This window comes from Exiguobacterium sp. BRG2, assembly GCF_031844245.1.
Taxonomy (GTDB): Bacteria; Bacillota; Bacilli; order Exiguobacteriales; family Exiguobacteriaceae; genus Exiguobacterium_A.
This window is the reverse complement of sequence record NZ_JAUZUW010000006.1, coordinates 134,849-157,247: the sequence shown is the minus strand read 5'-3', so window position 1 is coordinate 157,247 and position 22,399 is coordinate 134,849. Positions and strand designations below refer to the sequence as shown.

The 22,399-nt window shown below is 47.0% G+C and carries 22 protein-coding genes and 2 riboswitches; of the genes, 12 read left to right on the top strand and 10 right to left on the bottom strand.

All coding sequences use genetic code 11. The features are described 5' to 3' along the window. Positions 1–41 precede the first annotated feature (41 nt). On the top strand, positions 42–1,904 hold the full coding sequence (gene htpG, locus Q9R23_RS10095; RefSeq protein WP_133208455.1) for a molecular chaperone HtpG: 1,863 nt from the start codon (positions 42–44) through the stop codon (positions 1,902–1,904). A 65-nt stretch (positions 1,905–1,969) separates the two neighbouring features. On the opposite strand, the gene Q9R23_RS10090 is transcribed toward htpG, so the two are convergent. The 3 genes from Q9R23_RS10090 to Q9R23_RS10080 form a co-directional block, all read right to left on the bottom strand. Continuing rightward, positions 1,970–3,553 carry a Na+/H+ antiporter NhaC family protein gene (locus Q9R23_RS10090; protein WP_311246992.1) on the bottom strand — a complete coding sequence of 528 codons (1,584 nt, stop codon included), beginning with the start codon at positions 3,551–3,553 and terminating at the stop codon, positions 1,970–1,972. Between the two features lie 111 nt (positions 3,554–3,664). After that, positions 3,665–3,843: riboswitch (Lysine riboswitch) on the bottom strand. 92 nt (positions 3,844–3,935) lie between these two features. Then, the gene (locus tag Q9R23_RS10085) at positions 3,936–4,673 is read right to left on the bottom strand and encodes a hypothetical protein (protein WP_311246991.1); all 738 of its coding nucleotides are present in this window, start codon (positions 4,671–4,673) and stop codon (positions 3,936–3,938) included. Between the two features lie 124 nt (positions 4,674–4,797). Continuing rightward, positions 4,798–5,118, bottom strand: coding sequence for a heme oxygenase (locus Q9R23_RS10080; protein WP_023469797.1), 321 nt, complete (start codon positions 5,116–5,118; stop codon positions 4,798–4,800). A gap of 88 nt (positions 5,119–5,206) precedes the next feature. Between Q9R23_RS10080 and Q9R23_RS10075 the strand changes: the two genes are divergently transcribed. From Q9R23_RS10075 to Q9R23_RS10055, 5 genes are all read left to right on the top strand, one after another. Further along, positions 5,207–5,866: a methyltransferase gene (locus Q9R23_RS10075; RefSeq protein WP_290782962.1), complete on the top strand. Its 660-nt coding sequence runs from the start codon at positions 5,207–5,209 to the stop codon at positions 5,864–5,866. A 12-nt stretch (positions 5,867–5,878) separates the two neighbouring features. Next, positions 5,879–6,760: an ABC transporter ATP-binding protein gene (locus Q9R23_RS10070; protein ID WP_290780660.1), complete on the top strand. Its 882-nt coding sequence runs from the start codon at positions 5,879–5,881 to the stop codon at positions 6,758–6,760. Next, entirely contained in the window at positions 6,757–7,563 is an 807-nt protein-coding gene (locus Q9R23_RS10065; protein ID WP_311246990.1) for an ABC transporter permease subunit, read from the top strand. Before Q9R23_RS10070 ends, Q9R23_RS10065 begins: the two co-directional genes overlap by 4 nt. A 124-nt stretch (positions 7,564–7,687) precedes the next feature. After that, positions 7,688–8,761 (top strand): dual-specificity RNA methyltransferase RlmN, encoded by a 1,074-nt coding sequence (rlmN, locus tag Q9R23_RS10060; RefSeq protein WP_023469793.1) that lies wholly within the window; start codon positions 7,688–7,690, stop codon positions 8,759–8,761. Positions 8,762–8,824: 63 nt separating this feature from the next. After that, positions 8,825–10,261 (top strand): DEAD/DEAH box helicase, encoded by a 1,437-nt coding sequence (locus tag Q9R23_RS10055; RefSeq protein WP_311246989.1) that lies wholly within the window; start codon positions 8,825–8,827, stop codon positions 10,259–10,261. Positions 10,262–10,282: 21 nt separating this feature from the next. On the opposite strand, the gene Q9R23_RS10050 is transcribed toward Q9R23_RS10055, so the two are convergent. From Q9R23_RS10050 to Q9R23_RS10030, 5 genes are all read right to left on the bottom strand, one after another. After that, the gene (locus tag Q9R23_RS10050; RefSeq protein ID WP_311246988.1) at positions 10,283–11,599 is read right to left on the bottom strand and encodes an NAD(P)/FAD-dependent oxidoreductase; all 1,317 of its coding nucleotides are present in this window, start codon (positions 11,597–11,599) and stop codon (positions 10,283–10,285) included. A gap of 76 nt (positions 11,600–11,675) precedes the next feature. Further along, a complete protein-coding gene (locus tag Q9R23_RS10045; protein WP_023469790.1) occupies positions 11,676–12,311 on the bottom strand; it encodes a nitroreductase family protein in 636 nt (211 codons plus the stop codon). 53 nt (positions 12,312–12,364) lie between these two features. Continuing rightward, positions 12,365–13,000 carry a nitroreductase family protein gene (locus Q9R23_RS10040; RefSeq protein ID WP_023469789.1) on the bottom strand — a complete coding sequence of 212 codons (636 nt, stop codon included), beginning with the start codon at positions 12,998–13,000 and terminating at the stop codon, positions 12,365–12,367. Between the two features lies 1 nt (position 13,001). Further along, entirely contained in the window at positions 13,002–13,457 is a 456-nt protein-coding gene (locus Q9R23_RS10035; RefSeq protein ID WP_214856583.1) for a MarR family winged helix-turn-helix transcriptional regulator, read from the bottom strand. A 154-nt stretch (positions 13,458–13,611) separates the two neighbouring features. Beyond that, a complete protein-coding gene (locus tag Q9R23_RS10030; RefSeq protein WP_290780672.1) occupies positions 13,612–14,277 on the bottom strand; it encodes a YczE/YyaS/YitT family protein in 666 nt (221 codons plus the stop codon). Positions 14,278–14,430: 153 nt separating this feature from the next. On the opposite strand from Q9R23_RS10030, the gene Q9R23_RS10025 reads away from it, so the two are divergent. The 5 genes from Q9R23_RS10025 (at position 14,431) to Q9R23_RS10005 (ending at position 18,881) form a co-directional block, all read left to right on the top strand. After that, positions 14,431–15,216 carry a DUF817 domain-containing protein gene (locus Q9R23_RS10025; RefSeq protein WP_214856585.1) on the top strand — a complete coding sequence of 262 codons (786 nt, stop codon included), beginning with the start codon at positions 14,431–14,433 and terminating at the stop codon, positions 15,214–15,216. A 193-nt stretch (positions 15,217–15,409) separates the two neighbouring features. After that, positions 15,410–16,048 (top strand): DUF975 family protein, encoded by a 639-nt coding sequence (locus Q9R23_RS10020; protein ID WP_311246987.1) that lies wholly within the window; start codon positions 15,410–15,412, stop codon positions 16,046–16,048. A 109-nt stretch (positions 16,049–16,157) separates the two neighbouring features. Beyond that, a riboswitch (SAM riboswitch) is annotated at positions 16,158–16,260 on the top strand. A 74-nt stretch (positions 16,261–16,334) separates the two neighbouring features. Then, complete coding sequence (locus Q9R23_RS10015; protein ID WP_311246986.1) at positions 16,335–17,393, top strand: LLM class flavin-dependent oxidoreductase; 1,059 nt, start codon at positions 16,335–16,337, stop codon at positions 17,391–17,393. Next, complete coding sequence (locus Q9R23_RS10010) at positions 17,390–18,337, top strand: ATP-grasp domain-containing protein (RefSeq protein ID WP_290756043.1); 948 nt, start codon at positions 17,390–17,392, stop codon at positions 18,335–18,337. Before Q9R23_RS10015 ends, Q9R23_RS10010 begins: the two co-directional genes overlap by 4 nt. A 76-nt stretch (positions 18,338–18,413) precedes the next feature. Continuing rightward, positions 18,414–18,881, top strand: a complete 468-nt coding sequence (locus Q9R23_RS10005; RefSeq protein WP_214748837.1) for an SRPBCC family protein — start codon at positions 18,414–18,416, stop codon at positions 18,879–18,881. A 226-nt stretch (positions 18,882–19,107) separates the two neighbouring features. On the opposite strand, the gene Q9R23_RS10000 is transcribed toward Q9R23_RS10005, so the two are convergent. Both Q9R23_RS10000 and Q9R23_RS09995 read right to left on the bottom strand, forming a co-directional pair. Further along, entirely contained in the window at positions 19,108–19,488 is a 381-nt protein-coding gene (locus tag Q9R23_RS10000; RefSeq protein ID WP_311246985.1) for an NUDIX domain-containing protein, read from the bottom strand. Between the two features lie 66 nt (positions 19,489–19,554). Continuing rightward, on the bottom strand, positions 19,555–21,177 hold the full coding sequence (locus Q9R23_RS09995; protein ID WP_023469778.1) for an ABC-F family ATP-binding cassette domain-containing protein: 1,623 nt from the start codon (positions 21,175–21,177) through the stop codon (positions 19,555–19,557). Between the two features lie 299 nt (positions 21,178–21,476). On the opposite strand from Q9R23_RS09995, the gene Q9R23_RS09990 reads away from it, so the two are divergent. Beyond that, on the top strand, positions 21,477–22,346 hold the full coding sequence (locus Q9R23_RS09990) for a prohibitin family protein (RefSeq protein ID WP_058713675.1): 870 nt from the start codon (positions 21,477–21,479) through the stop codon (positions 22,344–22,346). Positions 22,347–22,399: the final 53 nt, after the last annotated feature.

Below are 22,399 nucleotides of genomic sequence, written 5' to 3'. Positions count from 1 at the left end.
TCTATACGAATGAGTGCTAAAAAAGAGGAGGCAGAATGAGCATGGAAACGAAACAATTTAAGGCGGAATCAAAACGATTGCTGGAGATGATGATTCATTCCATCTATACGCATAAGGAGATTTTCCTGCGCGAATTGATCTCGAATGCAAGTGACGCCATGGATAAGATGTACTACAAAGCATTGACGGACGAGACGATTTCGTTCGAAAAGGAACACTACAAAATTACGATCGAACCAAATAAAGAAGCGCGTCAACTCATTATTCGTGATACGGGAATCGGAATGACGAAGGAAGAACTAGAAGAGAATCTCGGTACGATCGCAAAAAGTGGATCGCTTGCCTTCAAGGCAGAGAATGAAGCACAAGATGGTCATGATATCATCGGACAATTCGGTGTCGGATTCTATTCTGCCTTCATGGTCGCAGACGTCGTCACTGTCGTTACGAAACCGTTCGGCAGTGCAGTCGCTTATAAATGGGAATCGCGTGGTGTCGAAGGTTATACGATCGAGGAAGTCGACAAGGAAACCGTCGGAACGGAGATTACACTCCACATCAAGGCGAACGAGGAAGAAGAATCGTATGACGAATACCTCGAGACGTATCGTTTGCGCAGTATCATCAAAAAATACTCAGATTTCATTCGTTATCCGATCGAGATGAAGGAACTCGAACGTCAGCCGATCGAAGGCAGTGACGAGACGGAAGAGGTCGAAGTCGTCAAGACGATCAACAGCATGGTGCCGATCTGGCGGAAGAACAAACGGGAATTGACAGACGAGGACTATACGAACTTCTACCAAGAGAAGCGTTATGGTTTCGACACACCAGCGAAACACATTCATATCAGTGTCGACGGCGCTGTTCGTTATCAATCGATCTTATTCATTCCAGAGCAGGCACCGTACGATTATTATTCGAAGGAATTTGAAAAGGGTCTTGAACTCTATGCCAACGGTGTCTTGATCATGGAAAAATGCAGCGACTTGTTGCCGGATCACTTCAGTTTCGTCAAAGGGATGGTTGACTCGGAAGACTTATCGCTCAACATCTCGCGCGAGTTACTGCAACACGATCGTCAATTGAAATTGATCGCGAAAAATATCCAAAGTAAGATCAAGACACAACTCGAAGCCCTCCTGCGCGAGGATCGCACGAAGTACGAAACATTCTATCAAGCGTTCGGACGCCAGCTGAAGTTCGGTATGTATAATGATTATGGCATGCATAAAGAACAGGTGCAGGATCTGGTCCTCTTCTACTCGGCGAAGGAAAAGAAGTTGATCACACTCGCAGAATACGTCGCAGCGATGCCGGAAGATCAGGCACATATTTACTACGCCGCTGGTGAGAGTACGAATCGTCTGGATAAATTACCACAATCCGAGCTCGTCCGTGATAAAGGGTATGATATCTTGTACTTCACGGAAGAGATCGATGAGTTCGCGATCCAGATGCTCGTGACGTACAACGAGAAGACGTTCAAGTCGGTCACGAGTAGCGATTTAGGGATTGAAGCGGAGGAAGCGGAGACGACGGACGCACAAGCAGAGATGTTCCAAGCCATGCAGGAAGTGCTAAGTGGGCAAGTCAAGGAAGTCAAAGCCTCAACACGTCTAAAATCGCATCCTGTCTGCTTTGCGACGGACGGCGCTGTCTCGATCGAGATGGAGAAAATTCTGAAGGCGATGCCGAATAATGAAGGGGTAGAAGCGGTCAAGATTCTTGAATTGAATCCGTCACACGCAGTGTTCGAGTCTCTTGAAACGGCGTATCAAAACGATCGTTCAAAATTCGAGCGCTATACCAAACTAATGTATCAACAAGCATTACTTGTCGAAGGACTTCCACTCGAGGATCCAGTAGCGTTCGCGAATGATGTGTGTTTATTGATGGTGTGAAACGAATAGATATAAAAAAGGCATTGGATGCGCGCATCCAATGCCTTTTTTCGTAAAGAATTACATTAATCCGTCTGTAAATCCGAAGCGGTTTCTCCTTTTTTCGAGAGAACGTTCAAGACGACGACGAAGAGTACGAATGTGACAAGAGCTCCGATGAAACCGAAGACCGAAGACTCCGTGAAACCGATGACTAAATAACCGACTGCCGCAGTGACGGCACCGACTAACGCATACGGTAACTGTGTCGTGACGTGATCGATATGATGGGATCCAGCCCCTGTCGAACTGAGGATCGTCGTATCGGAAATCGGTGAACAATGGTCACCGAAGACAGATCCAGCAAGAACAGCAGCAAGCGTCGGTAACAAGAGTGAAGCATCGACAGCCATGACGAGATCCGCACCGATGGGCAACATGATCCCGAATGTGCCCCAACTTGTTCCTGTCGAGAATGCCATCAAGCCGGCAATCAAGAATAATAAGAACGGCAAGTACGAAGCAGAAATCGAGTTGCTGATGAAGCTTGCGAGATAATCGCCTGTTTTCATATCACCGATAACAGCAATGATCGTCCAAGCAAATAACAGAATCACGACTGCTGGCCACATCGAACGCATACCAGCAACGATGCTTGCACGGTAATCGCGGCCCGGAATTTTCCGTCCGATCAGCATCAGGAAAGCAACGATTAAACTGATGACGACACCTGCGACGAGTGAACGTGTGACGTCTGTTGCCTCAAATGCTCCAATTAAAGTAAACGGGCGATTGTCGGCTGCAAGTGCCTGAGCACCTGTTCCGAGCAACGCACTGATCGTAGCAATGACGAGAACGACGATTGGAACGACGAGATCCCGTACTTTTCCGTTCGTCTGTTCGTTGACCTCTTTTGCCATCCCCATCGGTGTTCCTTTTGACGCATCAAAAAGTTCACCTTTCGCGGCACGGTGTTCATGTTGTTTCATCGGTCCGACAGAGACGCCAGAGTAAGCGATGTAAAGTGTTAAAAGTAACGCAAAAATCGCATAGAAGTTCATTGGAACGATCATCATGAAGGCGCTAAACGCTGAGTAATCCGTAATCGAGTGCGTCGTTAAGATACCGGCGATGATGGAGATGATGAATGCACCCCAACTCGAAAGCGGACTGATGACACAAACAGGTGCAGCCGTTGAGTCAATCAGATAGGCAAGCTTTGCTCGTGAGACACCGCGGCGATCCGTTAACGGACGACTGACGTTGCCGACAGCGAGACTGTTGAAGTAATCATCGATGAAAATCAAGATACCGAGTCCGAAGGCGACTAAGCGTGCACCACGCGCTGTCTTGACGTGAGTAGAAGCCCATTCACCGAAGGCACGAGCGCCACCTGATGTCTGAATGAGCGTGGAAAGGACGCCGAGCAATAACAAGAAGACAAGCAATAAGACGTTCCACTCGTTCAAGGCACCGTCTGCCCAAAAGAGACTGAAGATGTTCTTGCCGAGATAGGTTACCGTATCGATCGGGTTAAAACGGTGGAGTAACAGGGCACCGACGAGAATGCCGACACCTAACGAAAGAACGACCTTTCGGGTAAAGATGGCTAATAAGATAGCTAGTAAAGCAGGTACAAGGGCAATAATGGAATCTGAATAGTTGACCATGAAAAATATCCTCCTCTTTAATAAATAGCTTAAAGATGAGACCCCGCGGCACAAAAAAAGCAAGGGCACCGGCAACAAAGCCGACACCCTCGCTGGATGCGTCTTTCTTAGCCGAATTGGAGCGCTCCATACAATTGTTATGTATGGCAATCGATCGGGTGTTTCCCGAATCGACCAACGACGATATGCTCGACACATACTGTCATTTCGGCGATGTCACCTTTCCTGTAGTCGTCTTCGTTGTCATCCTCGGACCAAGTACTGATTGAAATCGCGCCTCTACCTCATCGATAGAATAGTCATATTCTGTTCTTATGGACACTTTATCATGTATTTCAGAAGCGATTCAACCATATATTCTGATAATTTAAGATAAAGTTGTTTATTCAGCAAAATGTTGAATGAGCTGTTTCATCAAATAGGCTTGGTTTTCCTCGAATTGTTTTTTTCGATGACCGTTCGCGCCAGATGGGTGGGGGAATCCGGAAAGAAGCTGATGCTGTTCGATTCGTCCATCATGAATCAATCCACGGACTTGCGTCTCGACGACCCGACCGAGTGGAATTAATAACGCTGTTTTTTGTAACTGATTGATCTCAGCGACGAAGTGTTCTTCCGCGTAGTGCCTCAATAAAGGGCTACGATTGATCTTCGGTTGATGACCCGAGTAATTTTTTTCGCGATAAAAGACGGGTTGCTTTAACAGTGACGTCGGATGTAACAATTCCTGGTGTTGATGAAATAAGCTAGCCGTCGTCTCGATTCCGAGCAATGCTGGAAGTTCAAGTGTATCGAGCATCTGGACGAGATTACGTCGCATCGTTCCGGCAAAGCTTGCTGTATATTTGACGAGGCGTTCCGTCTCTTCTAATGAAACACCATGGTGAAGGGCATCTGTCGCTTCTTCGAAAGCGATTCGCATCTGTTCAAAACCTGGTGTGATCCCGATGATGACGACTTTTGCTTCAGTATTGACGTATTCGCCAATCGGAGAGTAATAGACGGTCAGCTCGTTCTCCTGTTGCAATAAAAAATCGTCCGTCCATAATTCATCACGTCGTAACGTACGATCGTCAGGTAAGCTACGAATGGCTTGTTCAAATATAGTTAATGAATTCATGAAGGACCCTCTCTCTCTGTAATGGCACTATGATAACAAATAATACCATTTGTGACAATTCGACCCTTTCACTATTTGTATATAGGTATATAAAAAAGGACTCGATACGAGTCCTTTTCGTGCATCATGCGCGTTCTTTGACCGAAGCGACTTCATATGTCAGAATCTCGCTGCCGAGCATTGGCGATTCTCCTGCCTCACTACTCGCAGGTCGACTATGTGACGCTTTGAAATCGTCACTTTCCCGCCACGCTTGAAAACTCTTCATATCTTCCCAGTACATGTTGACGTTCATTTCATCGTGTTCTTCGATGTTTTGCGTCAATAAGACCTCAACACGGATGAATCCGTCCATCGTATCAAGTCCACTTGGACGCGTAAAACGAGGAGCGAGAGCTGCAGCCATCCCCTTTTTGACTTTAATCCGGTTCGTAACGACGATCATCATAAAATCCCCTTTCAAAAAACGAGTAACGTACTTCTTCAGTATAGTACGATGAGGGAAAGAATGCCGGAAAGAAGGAACAAAAGAGATGAATGAACAGGAATATGATCAACGATTACGAATTGAGACCATTGAGATGCAACACCTTTATGGTGTGTTTAGTCACTACAATCGCTATGAACCGACGCCTTATGCGGCACTCGGCGAATTATGCGAAACCTATCCGTTTCAAAAAGAGGATACTGTCATCGATTTCGGGTGTGGGAAAGGGCGTTTAAACTTTTACTTACATGACCGATTCGACTGTTCCGTCATCGGAATCGAGATGAATGGACAATTTTACGAGGACGCACTTCGGAATATGGCGAAATACCAAAGTCGAAGGAAGCGGCGTTCCGGAAGTTTGCGATTCGAACAGACGTATGCCGAGCAGTATACCATTCCGGATGAGGCGAATAAGTTTTATTTCTTTAATCCATTCTCTTCACAAATTTTCATGAAAGTGATCGATCACATTTTAAGTTCGGTCGAACGTTCCCCGCGTTCGGTTGATCTCATCTTGTATTACCCGACCGATGAATACCGGGAGTACCTGGAGCGCCATACCGTATTCGAGCAAATCGATGAGATTCGATTACGAGACCTCTATGAAAAAAATCATGACGAGCGGTTCGTCATCTATCGCTTTGATCCGAACAAACTGCTTCAAAACGGGTATGAATACAGTGAGGAAAGAAATAAAAAATAGGGAGGTCGGATGATGATCCGTTTGGAGCATGTGACGAAGGAATTTGCGCCGGGGCGTGGAATATTCGATGTCAGTTTTACAGTTGATCCGGGTACGATATTCGGTTTCATCGGACCAAACGGATCTGGAAAATCAACGACACTCCGACATTTGATGGGACTAATGGTTGCGGACGATGGAAGGGCGACGATCGGTGGCTTTGATTGCTGGAAGCAAAGTAAAGAGGTGAAGCAGTTGGTCGGTTATTTGCCGGGGGAGATTAGTTTACCTGGAGACATGACGGGAGCAGACATGCTGGATTTGATGCAACGACTACACGGTAGCAATCCGGCACGGCGACAACTGTTGTTGAAACGATTTCCTTTTGAGACGAAGACGAAAATCCGCAAGATGTCAAAAGGGATGAAACAAAAACTGGCACTTGTCGGTTGCTTCATGAAAGATGCACCGGTCTATCTACTTGATGAGCCAACCAGTGGACTTGATCCTTTGATGCAAGAGCGTTTTTTAGAGTGGATCGAACAGGAGAAGCATGCTGGAAAAGCGATTCTGATGAGTTCACACCACTTTCCGGAGATGGAAAAATCGTGCGATCGAGCGGCTTTAATCAAAGCAGGGCGCATCATCGTCGAATCGGATATTCATGAGTTGGTTCGATCGAGTCGAAAGACGTATACGATCGTCTTCCGAACGGAGGTGGAAGCAGCACAGTTCGCGATGCAAGTCGGTGTTGAACCGAAGCGGCTGGAAGTCAGTTTTCAAACGGATGAGACGCTGAGCTTGAATCAGGCGATCGCTTATTTAACCCAGTACGATGTACGGCTGATTCGTCCGTCAGCAGATGATTTAGAACAGGTCTTCTTGCATTATTATGGAGAGGAGGAATCGTCGTGATATTGTTGATCCGCTCTTTATTCAAGCAGGTCAGAAAGCCCGTGCTTGCTTATGCGATTGGAACGAGTCTCTACTTATTGATGCTTGCGTTGCTTTATCCATCGATGATGAAGACTGGTTTACTAGAAACAAAACTAGAAGCGTTACCTCCAGAAGTCTTAAAAGCATTTCAATACGATAAGGTGACGGGATTCGATAATGTACTGGATCTGCTCGGAGGGAACTATTATGGATTGATCTTTCAAGTCATTGCGAGTCTATTCTTGCTCTCATTAGCAGCGCGCCTCGTTGCGCGACCGATCGACAACGGAGAGCTGATCGTCTATCTCGCAGCCCCGATCACCCGGAATGCGTATACGTTTGCTGTCGCGATCGTCATGGGTATCGCAAGTATGGTTCTCGTAGGACTGAATGGACTTGTCTTGATGGTATCCGACTGGTGGATGACAGATATTTCGATCAATGACGTCATCTTATGGCGGATTCAGCTCAATGCGCTATTGTTACTCTTGGCGATCGGCGCCTTTACGTTATTCGTTGCGACGTTATTTGACGAAGAACGTCGTGCTTTTTCGCTTGCCGGTAGTGTGCTGGTTCTATCGATCGTCTTGACGATTCTGTCGGAGCTAAGTGACAAGACGGAGTGGCTCCGTTATCTATCCGTCTTCTCCTTATTCAATACGACGCAATTACTAGAAGGAACGAATCATTTTCTTCTTCATTCCATTCTTTTACTTGTCCTCTGTCTCGTGTTCTTGACTGGAGCAGTCGTTCAATTCGGACGTCGGAGTCTGTCGATTTGATCGAAAGTGGCGCAAAAACTTTACAGAAAGTGAACATTTAGGATTTGAACGTTGCGTCACGCGCTGATTTTTACTAAGATAAAGGAATGTTGTAGTTCTGGAAAAAGAAATGAGGTCTTTCGAAATGAATAAACCATCCATTTATGGATTAACGCTTGAGCAGATGACAGAATGGTTATCGAATCAAGGGCACAAACCATTCCGTGCCAAACAAGTATGGGATTGGCTCTACCGTAAACGTGTCACGACTTTCGCGGAAATGACGAATGTCAACAAGGATTGCCTTGAGTTGTTAGATCAGAGTTTTACGATTGACTCGATGACAGAAGCGGTCAAGCAAGAATCAGCAGACGGAACAATCAAGTTCCTTTTCAAATTATATGATGGCAACTTGATTGAAACGGTTCTGATGCGTCATAAGTACGGTCTTTCTGTCTGTGTTACGACACAGGTCGGCTGTAACATCGGCTGTAGCTTCTGTGCAAGTGGTCTGATCAAGAAGAGCCGCGACTTGTCAGCAGGCGAAATCGTTGAGCAAATCATGAACGTCCAACATCACCTCGATGCAGTCGGTAACGAAGAACGTGTCAGCCACGTCGTCGTCATGGGTATCGGTGAACCGTTCGATAACTTCGACAACATGGTTGACTTCTTGAACGTCATCAAGGACCACAATGGTCTTGCGATCGGTGCACGTCACATCACGGTTTCAACAAGTGGTTTGGCAGACAAGATCTACAAGTTCGCTGACTTGAAACTCCAAGTCAACTTAGCCATCTCGCTTCACGCACCAAACAATGAATTGCGTACGCAAATCATGAAAATCAACCGGGCGATCCCGCTTGAGAAATTGATGCCAGCGATCGATTATTACGTTCAAACGACGAACCGTAAAATCACGATCGAGTACATCTTGCTTCGTGGCGTCAACGACCAAAAAGAACACGCAGTCGAACTAGCAAAACTGTTCGAAGACAAACGTCACCTGACGTATGTCAACTTGATTCCGTACAATCCAGTCGATGAGCACGGTCAATATCAGCGCAGTACGTCTGAAGATATCACGACGTTCTACGATACGTTGAAAAAGAACGGCTTGAACTGTGGTGTTCGTCTCGAGCACGGAACAGACATCGATGCGGCATGTGGTCAATTACGTAGTAAGCAAATCAAAAAAGATAAAGTAGCATCCAAATAATTCGTTGGGCTTCTCATCGTTTCGGTGGGAAGCTTTTTTTACGATAAGAAATGAGGACATTCTATGACACGTACACGATTCAATGATTTTAACTTAAGCACACCGATTCTCGATTCGATCGAGCAACTCGGTTACACGACACCAACCGAAGTCCAACAATCGGTCATCCCCGTCGTATTATCCGGAAAAGACGTCATCGTCAAATCACGGACGGGGAGCGGAAAGACGGCATCGTTTGCGATCCCACTGTGTGAACTCGTCGAGTGGGAAGAAAACAAACCACAAGTCTTAGTCTTGACGCCAACACGTGAGCTGGCCTTGCAGGTCAAAGAAGACATCATGAACATCGGACGCTATAAGCGGATCAAATCGACGGCCGTCTTCGGCAAGCAACCGTTCCGTGGACAAGTCACGGAACTCAAACAAAAGACACACGTCGTCGTCGGTACACCGGGACGTGTACGCGATCATATCGAGCGGGGCACGCTATCGCTTGAGAAAATCCGTTACGTCGTCTTGGATGAAGCCGATGAAATGCTGAATATGGGCTTCCTCGATCAAGTCGACGCTATCTTGTCCGAGTTACCAAAAGATCGGATGACACTCTTATTCTCTGCGACCTTCCCAGAAGACATCGAACAGTTGAGTGATCGTTACATGGAGGCACCAAAACGAATCGAAGCGGGCGAGACCGTCGTCTCAACGATTACGCATAGTTATATTCCGGTGACGGACAAGACGAAGTTCGCCATTTTAAAAGATGTCCTCGTCGCTGAAAACCCGGATCGTTGCATGATCTTCTGTCGGACGAAAGAACACGTTGATTTCGTCGCGAATGGTCTACGCGCCCATGACTATCCAGTTGAAGCAATTCACGGTGGGATGGAACAAGACGATCGACTCGATGCGATGAAAGCCTTCCGTGCCGGGAAGTTCCGAATTCTTGTCGCAACAGATGTCGCAGCACGCGGCATCGATATCGAGAACATCACGCACGTCATCCAGTATGATCTCCCTGTCGAACGAGAAAGCTACGTTCACCGGACCGGTCGGACGGGGCGGGCAGGAGCAGCCGGACAAGCAATCAGTCTCGTCACACCGGCAGACGAACGTCGCCTAAAGGAAATCGAGCAGTATCACGGGAAACTGACACGTCGCCAAGCACCAACGGAAAAGGACTTGATGCGAACAGCGGATGCATTCGAAGAGAAAATGGCGACGGAAGATACGCGTTCTTCGAAAACGGAACAGCTTGATGCGGACATCATGAAATTGTTCTTTAACGGTGGGAAGAAGAAAAAACTCCGTGCCGTCGACTTCGTTGGAACGATTGCGAAGATTGAAGGCGTCACAGCAGACGACATCGGCATCATCTCGATTCAGGATACGTTGACGTATGTCGATATCCTCAACGGGAAAGGTCCGCTTGTCCTCCGGGCGATGAAGACGACGAAGGTCAAAGGGAAACAATTGAAAGTGTACGAAGCATTCAAGAAATAAGACAAGCCGGTCATTCTCCGCTTAAGCGAAGAGGGACCGGCTGTTTTGCGTCAAGGCATGTCCAAGATGGAGTCCGCTAGCAGCTGCTTGGGCAAGCGAGTGTGTGGCACCGGAACAATCCCCGATCGCATAGACACCGGGACATGTCGTCTCAAACGTCTCTGACGTCTCAAGCATCGGTGCGTAAAACTTGCCATCTAATCCGTAAAGCAACGTATCTCCCGGAAGTTCCACTTCAAGGAGTTGCTCAAGGCGCTCTAAAAACCCTTCTAAGACGAGCAGGTCTTCTGTAGGCACTTCTGCATGCAAATTACCGGGGGACGCGGTTAGGGAAGGGACAATGGTGTTACGACTCAGTTGATCGTTTGCCGTCGCTCGCGATGCTCGGAAATCACTGAGTCGCTGAACGAGGATGCGATCACCACCTTGGTTGATTCCGCCAATGATGCGTGCGGCATACGCATTCGCTTTCGCTAGCGTCGAAAAATAACGCGGGAGAAATAGTGTAAAGTTCAGATTCGTCGAGCCGTCTGCCGTCTCGTGGACGTTTTGTCCGTCCGGCATGACGAGTCCTTCTTGATATTTGCGGATGATCCGTCCGCGCGGATTCATGCAATAGGTGACGGCTTGACCGTAAGGCGAGTCGTAACCGAGCTTCGTCTCGAACGTCTCCTGTAACAATGTCCGAAATAGCGCCTCATCCGTCTCGATTCGCACCCCGAGATCAAGTCGAGTCCGCTGTGGGGTGACACCAAGCGTCGCTAACTTTTGCAACGTAAAGTCTGCACCTGAACGACCTGTCGCGAACACGATCCGTTGACTGACGAAGATCTCGTCCGCTGTTTTGATCGTAAACGGCTCTGATTTCGTGATCTGCTCGATTGTCGTTTCGAACCGGGCACCGAGACGTGGTAATAAGGCGTCCTCAAACGCCGTGAAGACAGCAGCTGTCCGTACTGTGCCTAAATGACGGACGGTCGTCTCGACCGAATGTAGACCGGCGCGACGGGCACGAGACGCTACAGTAGAGGAATGCGTCGAGTAGGTCTCAACTGTACCTCCACCATATGTACATAAAAGATCATCGACTTCTTGGAACAGTCGTCGTGTCGTCTCTTCACCGATTTTTGAGACGAGTTCCCCGCCGAATCCTGTCGCATAATTGAACTTTCCTTCTGATTTGCCAAGCCCTGCGAATCCAAGATACGCATCTTCTGTCGTTCGTTCACGGATTGGTTTTCCGGCATCGAGCAGTAAGACGCGTTGCCCGTCTTCAACAAGCTGATGGGCGAGGAAAATTCCTGCCACACCGGCTCCGATAATCGTCACATCATACATTACTGACGCCTCCTTTTCTTTGAGTATATAAAAAAGCCGGATTCCTATGAAAGGAATCCGGACTGAGTGAGATCGCTTATTTCCACTCTGCGATGTCAGCGATTGGTAGACGAACCGATGGGTATCCTGCGTCCACGGCTTTACCGATTGAAAGCAACATGACTGGGAGGTAACGCTCTTTTTCAAGACCGAATGCTTCTGCGATTTGGTCTTTTTCGTAACCACCGATTGGGTTTGTATCGTAACCGTGTGCACGAGCGACGAGCATCAATTGCATTGAAACGAGACCTGAGTCGATCAAGATGCTATCACGTAATGTTTCAACGTCTTCTGGACGGTAGAAACCTTTGATGGCTGGTACTTGGCGATCACGTACTTCTTGTGGCATAAGACCTTTTTCAACAGCCATGTCGTAGATTGTCTCGATGCTGTCGACCGCGTTCATGTCACCGAAGACAGCGATGACAGCAGAAGATGTCTCGACTTGAACTTGGTTGAATTTTGCGAGTGGTGCGAGTGTCGCTTTACCTTCTTCGCTATCGATGACGAGGAAACGCCATGGTTGCATGTTAACTGAAGATGGAGCAAGTGTTGCTTCTTCAAGGATTTGTGTCATTTCTTCTTTTGAAATTTTTACGTTCGTGTCGTAGTTACGAATCGAGCGGCGTCCTTTGACGATTTCCATGAAGTCCGTTGTTGTTTGAGTAGTCATAATTATTCAATCTCCCTTGTGTGTGTTTTCTTTTTTTATAGTGTAAAAAAAACTTATTTCCAGTCTGCGATGTCGTTGATTGGTAGGCGAACTGATGGATATCCAGCGTCCACCGCTTTACCGATCGATAGCAACATGACCGGTACATAACGATCTTTTTCAAGACCGAATGCTTCCGCGATTTGATCTTTCTCGTAACCACCGATTGGGTTTGTATCATAACCGTGTGCACGAGCGACGAGCATCAATTGCATCGAGACGAGACCCGAGTCAATCAAGATGCTGTCTTTCAAGTCGTTTGCTGATACGCTGCTGTACATCCCTTGGATCGCTGGTACTTGGCGATCGCGTACTTCTTGTGGCATGAGCCCTTTTGCGACAGCTGTATCGTAGATGTTCTCGAGTTGATCAACAGCGTTCATGTCACCGAAGACGGCGATGACAGCAGAAGACGTTTCGACTTGGACTTGGTTGAATTTCGCGAGTGGTGCAAGTGTCGCTTTGCCTTCTTCGCTATCGATGACGAGGAAACGCCATGGTTGCATGTTGACAGAAGAAGGTGCGAGTGTTGCTTCTTCAAGAATTTGTGTCATTTCTTCTTTTGAGATCTTCACGTCTGTATCGTAGTTACGAATCGAACGGCGTCCTTTGACGATTTCCATGAAGTCTGTTTGAGTTTGCGTTGCCATATTAAAGCGACTCCTCTTTTAATTTAGGTAATGTTTCGGCGTTCGCTTCGATGCGTTGAATCATCTCAGCTAACGTCCGTTGTTCTTCAGCAGAGAATCCTTCGAGTAAGTTCTCGAGGAACTCCTCTTTTTGTTCGCGTAATCGTGCAATGCGCGTCGCCCCTTGTTCCGTTAAGGAAACAAGAATCACCCGATTGTCAGCGGCTGAACGCTCGCGAGCAATCATCCCTGTCGATTCCAGGTGTTTGAGGTGACGGGTCACCGCCGCGTGATCGACATTGACGCGTTTTTGCAATTCTTTTTGACTGATCGTTTGATCGACTTGTAGTTGAGCAAGTAGGTCCATTCGCGTCTGACTGAAACCATCCGTACAGAGATCGAATTTTTGAGCAATCGTCTTATTGACGGAGACGAGTGCATAGATCAAACGTCCTTTTTCGGTGCAGGAAATACTCAATCCATCACATCCTTCCCTTCGTTCGAAGAAACCTTTGACGTATCAAAGATTGATATGTAAACGAATATAACGTGTTTATTTTGATGACGCAACTTATCTGCTTCTGACATAAAAAAAGATATCATTCACGCGGAATGATATCGAGTCAGGCGACTTAGCTAATTTGGCGTTCAGACGCTGGAAGTCCTTTTGCATCAATTGCTGCAATGATCCGGCGGAAATAGAACAACCAAAATTGCAGGAACGGTCCGATCAGGAAAATCGAGAGGATCGTACCGAAGAAAACAGGTCCTCCAAGCAACCAACCGATGCCGCATGCCGTGACTTCCATGATCGTCCGCATCAGACGAATTGACGTTCCGAAGCGCTCTGCAAGTGTCAGCGTCAACCCATCACGTGGACCGGCCCCGTATCCAATAGCGACATACAGACCAGCGCCCATCCCAATGATGAAGATACCGAAAATCAGCCAGAGCGTATTCAACCAGATCGACTCAAAAGAAGGTAAGAGATGAGAACCAAGAACAAGATTCATGAAGACACCGACGAAAATCGCGTTGACGAGCGTTCCGATTTGCGGTGTGACGCGGTCTAACGCGTACTTCACGAAAACGAGTAATAGACCGACAAGCAAGATGATCGTTCCGACGGATAGCGGCGTCTTCTTTTGGAGACCAAGATGTAATACATCCCACGTCGAGACACCGAGTTCAGCCGTGATCATCATCGATGAGCCGAGAGCGAGTAAAAATAAACCGAGTAGGAAGAGTCCCCACTTTAACGTAGCGCGTAATAACCAGGAAGCACGATGACGCGTCATGTCTAACACCTCATTTCTTAAAAATAATTGATTCGTTAACTGTATCATGAGGAAAGTAGAAGAAGAAAGACGAAATTTTCCGTTTTTTCCATCTTAAGAAGGAGGGGAAGGTCGAAAGAGAAACGTATACTGAAGAAAAAAGGAGATGACAGGATGAAAGCGATCCGGCACCTGATTCGTTTTACATACATAGAAGCCGTCTGTTGCGTCTTTCCCGTCATGATTTTCGCAGCGCTTGCTCTTTCACGTTATCTTCCTGCTGAACCGATCGCGCGATACGATCTCCTGTTGCTATGGTGTCTTCTCGTCCAAATCGTCTTACTTGTCACGCGTTATGAAACGCTGGAAGAGTTCAAACTGATCTTACTCTTTCACGTGATTGGTCTAGCACTTGAACTGTTCAAAGTGAACGTTGGGTCTTGGAGTTATCCGGAACAGGCTCTAACGAAAGTGGCTGGTGTTCCCTTGTATGCAGGATTCATGTATGCAAGTGTCGCAAGTTATGTCTGTCAAGCGTTCCGAAGATTTCATTTACGCTTCACAGCATTTCCACCGCCTTGGCTTGCGATCAGCGTAGGCAGTCTCGTCTATCTCAACTTCTTCACCCACCATTGGATCTTCGATGCACGCTGGCTATTGATGGTCCTCGTCGTCCTTGTCTTCTATAAGTCATGGGTTCATTTTACGATCGAGCAGACGATCTACCGGATGCCGCTCGTCCTATCCTTTTTACTGATTGCCTTTTTCATTTGGATCGCGGAGAACATCGTGACGTTCTTTAAAGGCTGGGTCTATCCGCATCAGGAAGGAGGCTGGGCAGTCGTTGATCTTGGAAAATTGTCTTCTTGGTTCCTGCTTGTGATCATCACGGTTTTGATCGTCATCGTCGCGAAATACAAGCGTCAGGATCCGGCTGTGGAGATATATCAGCGTACATAGACGAAAAACATGACATTTCGTTTGCGATGAAGCGCTTCGATGTTCAACGTTCGTTCTAACATGTGGACGACAACTTGAGCGTGCTTGGCTCAACCAGCAACGAGACGGGAAATTATTGAAAAAAGAGTGAAACATTAGAAATTTTAAGCCGTAGAGTAAGGTGAGAACTTATTTTTCAAGGAGGACCTTACTCATGTCATCTCAATTAAAGAAAGCAGCGAAGGAGTCGCTCAGCGGTCGTTGGGGATTTGCAGTCCTAGCTTTTCTGCTGTTTAGTATTATTCAGGGTGTTCCTAATTTATTTGGATCGGATATCGATGAGCCGTCTAGTAGTATAGATCTCGTTGTATCATTGGTGTCGATTTTATTGATTCCAGTAGGAGTCGGTTGGACATGGATTGCCATGTCGATTGCTCGTGGCGAAGAAACGAAAGTGACGGATTTGTTTGAGCCATATGGTATGTTCCTGAAAGTGGTGGGGCTGGCCATTGTTCAGTTCATCTTTATCGCGCTCTGGACGTTACTCTTAATCATCCCTGGTATCATCAAGTCATTCTCTTACTTGTTGACGTTCTACATCCTTCGAGATGAACCATCGATCGGTATCCTCGAGGCCATCACGCGTTCACGCCAACTCATGGATGGTCACAAGATGGAAGCATTCTTACTCTTCCTATCATTCATTGGTTGGGCATTACTTGTAATCGTTACACTTGGTCTTGCTGTCCTATGGGTCGGACCATACTTCAGTGTCACGCTTGCCAAATTCTACGATCGTATTCGTGGGGAGCAAGCACCAGAGCCAACATCAGATTTCGTCGCACCATATTAATCCGGAATCCCGACACTACGTCGGGATTTTTCTTTGAAATAAATCCGATAGGAAAAGACGGTTTAATGGTTGCTTTAGTTCAATGAATTCTGTACGATGAATGCAACACATCTTATCTAGAGAAGTCGAGGGACTGGCCCGAAGACACTTCAGCAACCCCGCTATGGCGGAAGGTGCTACTTCCAGGAAGGAATACCTTCTGAAGATAAGAGCGGACAGGACAAGATACCGTCGCTCTTTTCGAACTTCGAAAAGAGCGTTTTTTTATGATAAGGGGGACGATGGAGTGGAGTATGGTTTTTGGTTACCGATTTTTGGGGGATGGTTACGTAACGTCGAGGATGAACAGATGCCAGCAACATTCGATTATGCGAAACAAGTCGCACAAACAGCTGAACGCATCGGCTTCTCGACGACGTTGATTGCGGAATTGAACTTGAACGATATCAAAGGCATCAAGGAACCGAGTCTTGAGGCATGGACAACGGCAGCGGCGATTGCTGCAACAACAGAACGCCTTGAGATCATGACAGCGGTTCGTCCCGGGTTCCATAATCCAGCGACGACGGCGAAGATGGCGGCAAACATCGATCAGTTGAGTGGAGGGCGATTTACGCTCAATGTCGTCTCAGCCTGGTGGGCAGAAGAAGCAAAACAATACAACGGTATTTTTACTGCACATGATGAGCGCTATGCCCGGACGGAAGAGTTCGTCACGGTCATGAAAGGACTATGGGCAGATGCGTCACCGTACAGCTTCTTCGGTCATCACTACACGATCGAACAGGCAGAACTCCATCCGAAACCCGTCCAGCGTCAGGGGATTAAGCTCTACGCTGGTGGAGAGAGTGAAGCCGGAAAACGGACGATCGTCGAACATTGTGATGCCTACGTCATGCATGGAGGCACTGTTGAAGAAGTAGCTCATAAAATCAATGATATGAAAGTACGCCGGGAAGCGACGGGACACGCACCGCTTGAGAGCTTCGGTCTTGCTGCCTACATCATTTGTCGGGATACGGAAGAAGAAGCGCTTCTTGAGTGGCAACGCATCACGGACGTTAAGGAAGACAGCGCCGGTTATGCCGGTTATCAAGATTTCATCAGTAAATCGCAACTCGAACAACAGGTCGAACGAAATGATTATTCCGTCTCGAACCGTGGTCTGCGACCGAACTTGATCGGAACACCAGAACAGATTGCCGAACGGATTCTAGCGTTCGAAGCCGTTGGTGTCACTTTGCTCTTGTTACAATTCTCACCACAACTTGAAGAAATGGAACGCTTTGCCCGTGACGTAATGCCACTGGTCGAAGCGAAACGAAAGGTAGGTCAACAATCATGACAAAAATTCATATTCTCCACGAAAACCAAGAATGGACGGATCATCTCATCAAACGTCTCGAAGAACTCAAGTTGCCGTACGAGCAGTGGCACTTAAATGAAGGAATCGTACCGTTAGATGAACTGCCGCCAGAAGGTGTCTTTTACAGTCGTATGAGTGCGTCTTCGCATACGCGGGGGCATCGTTACGCGCCGGAGTTGACGGAAGGGGTCCTCGCTTGGTTAGAAGAGCATGACCGGACCGTCTTTAACGGAACGCGTGCGCTTCGTCTTGAAGTCAGCAAAGTCAATCAATACACGGCGTTGCGGAAGGCTGGGATTCGTGTACCGAAGACGACGGCTGCCGTCGGACGCGATCAAATCGTACAAGCAGCAAAAGAGATCGGTGTTTCGTCATTCATCACGAAACACAACCGTGCAGGGAAAGGTCTCGGCGTCCAGTTATTCCATTCGATTGAAGCACTTGAAGCTTATCTCGACGGTCCGACATTCGACGAACCAGTCGATGGCATCACGTTGATTCAAGAGTATATTCAAGCACCAGAACCGTACATCACACGTTGTGAGTTCGTAGGTGGAAAGTTCGTCTACGCGGTTCGAGTCGATACATCAGAAGGTTTTGAGCTTTGCCCAGCGGATGCATGTGTGATCGACGACTTGTTCTGCCCAGTTGGTGAAGAAGCGCCACAAACACCGATGAAGTTCCAAATCGTTGAAGGCTTCGATGACCCGATCATCCAAAAGTATGAAGCATTCCTCCAAGCGAACCAAATCGCGGTCGCAGGCATCGAGTTCATTAAGGATGCGTCAGGTACGATCTATACGTATGACGTCAATACGAATACGAACTATAATTCGGATGCCGAGGCAGCTGCAGGACGCTACGGCATGCTCGAACTAGCGAAGTTCCTCGGTGCAGCCCTTGAAACAAGCACAGTAAAATAAGAATCTGCTCCCGCCCTGTCACCGGACGTTACAAGACCGGATGACAGGGTATTTCTATAGAAAAGGGGGCGGATCTATGATTACGTGGAGAGAAGAACGACAGCTCGATATCCCGATTGAGGAAGCATGGCACTTGTTTGATCACACGCGATTGCAGCGTTTGATTCCAAACGTCGTCCAGCACGAGGTGATTGAACGAAAACCGGGTGTCGTCGGTTCGACGTATCGTCAAACATACATGCAGGGTAATCGACTCGAAACCTATATCGTGACCGATTTAGCCTATACGAACGAGCCTGACTTCAAGCAAAATACGATTGGATTCACATTGGCTAAAATATTCAAGATCGAGATGACGTTTACGCTCAAACCACTTGGACACGATCGTTGTCTGTTGATTTATACAGGAAAAAATGAAGGAGTGAACTTCGTTGGGAAAAGTCTCTTGTCACTCGGTGGCGAACGAGAAAACGAGAAAATTGTTCAAGGCTTGTTGCAACGTGTCGAAGAAGAGGCAGCGAAACAAAAGAAGAACAATGCATGAAAAAACGTATTCCCGCACTGGGAAATCCGTTTTTTCATATCTTATCGATTCGTATACGATTTATGATCACTCGGTAAAACGGATAGGCAGTCGACACCTTGATAACGTTCTCGTTTTCTATCGCTGGATCGAGCGATTTTGGATTATCAAAATGCTTAGTTACCAACTACTATTTTTAAGTATAAATACGGTTATTAAATTTTCATTCAATCCAAAGATTATATCGTTACGATAGTAGACGCAAACGAGAAATCTGTGAATCATTTTGCATCTCATTCAGTGGTCGAAACCGAACAGCTCGTAATTCTTGTTGATTAAGCGATAGTTCAGGATCGATCCCGAGTCGAGGTCCAGGACTATCTAAGGCACGGCGAACGAGAAAACATGTCTCTGTTCCTTGATCCATTGAAATCTCGTAAAGTTTCCGTTCGACCGTGACGTGAAGATGCGTTTCTTCTAACACTTCTCGCATGATGGCTTGCTCTTTTATTTCACCATTCGCGACACCTCCGCCGGGTAACGTCCAAAATGTCCGGGAAGGGGTATGTAATTCGACCATTAGGATCTGTTGCTCTTCAATCAACGCAGCGCATACCCGATGTCGCATATCGCATTCCTCCTTCAACAGGTTCAAAAAAAAAGACCGAAACGACAGTTCCGGTCTCTTTTAAAATCATTGTGCGTATAACGCTGTTAATTGCTGTTGAATCGTATCGTTGTTCAAATACTCATCGTATGTCGTTTCTTTATCGACGATACCGTTTGGCGTCAACTCGATGATGCGGTTCGCGATCGTTTCGACGAACTGGTGGTCATGCGAGCTGAAGAGCATTGCGCCTTTATAAGCGATCAAACCATCGTTGAGTGCTGTGATCGATTCGAGATCCAAGTGGTTCGTTGGATCGTCGAGTACAAGGACGTTAGCACCACTGAGCATCGCTTTTGAAAGCATACAACGGACTTTTTCGCCCCCGGATAAGACAGATGCTTTTTTCATGACTTCTTCTCCAGAGAAGAGCATCCGACCGAGGAATCCACGGAGGAACGTATCACTCTCATCTGCCGGTGAATACTGACGGAGCCAATCGAGGATCGTCTTATCCGAGCCTTCGAAGAATTCCGAGTTATCTTTCGGCAAGTATGACTGGGAAGTCGTGACGCCCCATTTGAACGTACCGCTATCCGGTTCCATCTCACCCATAAGGATTTTGAATAGTGTCGTGATCGCGATATCGCTTTGGCTGATGAACGCGACTTTATCCGTCTTGTTCAACGAGAAGCGGACGTTATCAAGGACTTTGACGCCATCGATCGTCTTCGAGATGCCGTCGACCATCAAGAGATCATTTCCGATTTCACGTTCCGGTGTGAAGCCGACGAACGGATAACGGCGTGACGATGGACGAATGTCGTCGAGTGTGATTTTATCAAGCAATTTCTTCCGTGACGTCGCTTGTTTCGCTTTTGAGGCGTTTGAGCTGAAACGTGCGATGAAGGCTTGAAGTTCTTTAATCTTCTCTTCTTTTTTCTTGTTTTGGTCACTTGCCATACGCGAAGCAAGCTGACTTGATTCATACCAGAAATCATAGTTTCCGATATACAGTTGGATCTTACCGTAATCAAGATCCGCCATGTGCGTACAGACGTTGTTCAAGAAGTGACGGTCGTGGGAAATGACGATGACCGTGTTCTCGAATCCGATCAAGAATTCTTCAAGCCATTTGACAGCTTTCAGGTCGAGTCCGTTCGTCGGCTCATCGAGTAAGAGAATGTCTGGTTTACCGAACAACGCTTGCGCAAGCAAGACTTTAACTTTTTCAGATCCTGTCAGCTCAGCCATCGTTTTCGAGTGAAGGTCTTCCTTGATGCCGAGTCCTTGAAGAAGCATCGCTGCTTCCGACTCCGCTTCCCAACCGTTCATCTCAGCGAATTCACCTTCGAGTTCAGCAGCACGCATGCCGTCCTCGTCTGAGAAATCTTCTTTCATATAGATGGCATCTTTTTCTTTCATGACTTCATAGAGACGTTTGTGTCCCATCATGACTGTTTCGATGACTTGGAATTCTTCGTATTCATAATGGTTCTGGCGAAGGACGCCTAAGCGTTCGCCTGGTGTGATGATGACATCGCCTTGTTGTGCTTCGATGTCACCAGCGAGAATTTTCAGGAATGTCGACTTACCAGCGCCGTTCGCACCGATCAGACCGTAACAGTTACCTGGCGTGAACTTGATGTTGACGTCTTCGAATAATTTTCGGTCCGCAAAGCGAAGACCGACGTTTTGTACTGTAATCATATAGAGATGAACCCTCGTTTCTAGTAAGTGATGTGCTCATTCGAGTGTACCACAAATCGTGATCTGTCGTAGAGCAGGCAAAGTTCTTTCCATATTAGGACAGAAATTAAAAATAAGCAACCGGACATTTAAAATAATGAAACATTTTCCAGATGGATGCGTAGAAGAAAGTAAGGAATTCGCTAGAGGAGGGGTTAGATGGCCATCTTTTTCACGTTATTGTTTTTCGCCCTCATCGTTTTGCTTGGCATGGAACTCTATCGCTATATCCAAGAAAAGATTGATAAAGGAGATTCAGAATGAGAGAAATCAAACCGAAGAAAAAAATTCGTCCATCGATGATCATCGCCGGTGTACTTGTATTAGCCCTGCTGGCTACAACGCCGTTCGTCGTCGAACAAATCGAACCCGGACAAGTTGGTGTCGTTTATACCCCGTCAAGCGGTGTCAAAGATGAGACGTTATCGCAAGGCTGGCATGTCGTTTCACCGATCACACGGGTGACGGAGTATCCGATCCGTACACAGACGAAATCGCTTGATAACATGACACTTGCGACTAAAGACGGAAAGAACATCGTCGTCGACTTTACATACAGCTTCTCCGTTTCGCCGGATAAGGTGACAAAAGTCTTCAACAAGTTCGGACCAATCGAAATCGATGAGATTGCCAAAGGTTACTTGAAACAACGACTCTATGATGCATCTCGTGAGCAAATCTCGAAAGTTACCGTCCTTGAACTGTTCGGTGAAAAATCAGGAAACGTCTCGACGAGCATTCAGACGCAGTTTGCAGAAGACGTCAAGGACATCGGGTTCATCATCGAGGATGTCGCACTCGGTGCACCAAAACCAGATGAAAAGACACAGGAAGCAATCGATGCGCGTGTCAAAGCGTCGCAGGAACTCGATAAAAAGAAAACGGATCTTGAAATCGCTAAAGCAGAGGCAGAACGTCTTCGCGTAGAAGCAAAAGGAGCAGCCGATGCGCGTTTGATCGAAGCTCAAGGATTGGCAAAAGCACAAAAAGAATTACAGAAGACGTTGACGAAAGAAATGATTCAATACGAAGCCGTCAAGAAGTGGGACGGGAAATCACCACTCGTCAGTGGATCAGGGAGTATGGTTCAACTACCGATTCCTGACGGTACGACACAAGAAAAAAACTAATTGAAATATGTCTAAGATAAACCGCATAAAGACCACAACGCCAGACATGAAAA

Bases quoted from the DNA above. Each gene is read 5' to 3' on its own strand.
- Q9R23_RS10070 (WP_290780660.1), top strand. From the start codon at position 5,879: ATGATCCGTTTGGAGCATGTGACGAAGGAATTTGCGCCGGGGCGTGGA.
- Q9R23_RS10075 (WP_290782962.1), top strand. From the start codon at position 5,207: ATGAATGAACAGGAATATGATCAACGATTACGAATTGAGACCATTGAG.
- Q9R23_RS09990 (WP_058713675.1), top strand. From the start codon at position 21,477: ATGAGAGAAATCAAACCGAAGAAAAAAATTCGTCCATCGATGATCATC.
- Q9R23_RS10040 (WP_023469789.1), bottom strand. From the start codon at position 13,000: ATGGCAACGCAAACTCAAACAGACTTCATGGAAATCGTCAAAGGACGC.
- Q9R23_RS10005 (WP_214748837.1), top strand. From the start codon at position 18,414: ATGATTACGTGGAGAGAAGAACGACAGCTCGATATCCCGATTGAGGAA.
- Q9R23_RS10000 (WP_311246985.1), bottom strand. From the start codon at position 19,488: ATGCGACATCGGGTATGCGCTGCGTTGATTGAAGAGCAACAGATCCTA.
- Q9R23_RS10030 (WP_290780672.1), bottom strand. From the start codon at position 14,277: ATGACGCGTCATCGTGCTTCCTGGTTATTACGCGCTACGTTAAAGTGG.
- Q9R23_RS10090 (WP_311246992.1), bottom strand. From the start codon at position 3,553: ATGGTCAACTATTCAGATTCCATTATTGCCCTTGTACCTGCTTTACTA.
- rlmN (WP_023469793.1), top strand. From the start codon at position 7,688: ATGAATAAACCATCCATTTATGGATTAACGCTTGAGCAGATGACAGAA.
- Q9R23_RS10085 (WP_311246991.1), bottom strand. From the start codon at position 4,673: ATGAATTCATTAACTATATTTGAACAAGCCATTCGTAGCTTACCTGAC.
- Q9R23_RS10020 (WP_311246987.1), top strand. From the start codon at position 15,410: ATGTCATCTCAATTAAAGAAAGCAGCGAAGGAGTCGCTCAGCGGTCGT.
- Q9R23_RS09995 (WP_023469778.1), bottom strand. From the start codon at position 21,177: ATGATTACAGTACAAAACGTCGGTCTTCGCTTTGCGGACCGAAAATTA.
- Q9R23_RS10025 (WP_214856585.1), top strand. From the start codon at position 14,431: ATGAAAGCGATCCGGCACCTGATTCGTTTTACATACATAGAAGCCGTC.
- htpG (WP_133208455.1), top strand. From the start codon at position 42: ATGGAAACGAAACAATTTAAGGCGGAATCAAAACGATTGCTGGAGATG.
- Q9R23_RS10010 (WP_290756043.1), top strand. From the start codon at position 17,390: ATGACAAAAATTCATATTCTCCACGAAAACCAAGAATGGACGGATCAT.
- Q9R23_RS10050 (WP_311246988.1), bottom strand. From the start codon at position 11,599: ATGTATGATGTGACGATTATCGGAGCCGGTGTGGCAGGAATTTTCCTC.
- Q9R23_RS10080 (WP_023469797.1), bottom strand. From the start codon at position 5,118: ATGATCGTCGTTACGAACCGGATTAAAGTCAAAAAGGGGATGGCTGCA.
- Q9R23_RS10055 (WP_311246989.1), top strand. From the start codon at position 8,825: ATGACACGTACACGATTCAATGATTTTAACTTAAGCACACCGATTCTC.
- Q9R23_RS10045 (WP_023469790.1), bottom strand. From the start codon at position 12,311: ATGACTACTCAAACAACAACGGACTTCATGGAAATCGTCAAAGGACGC.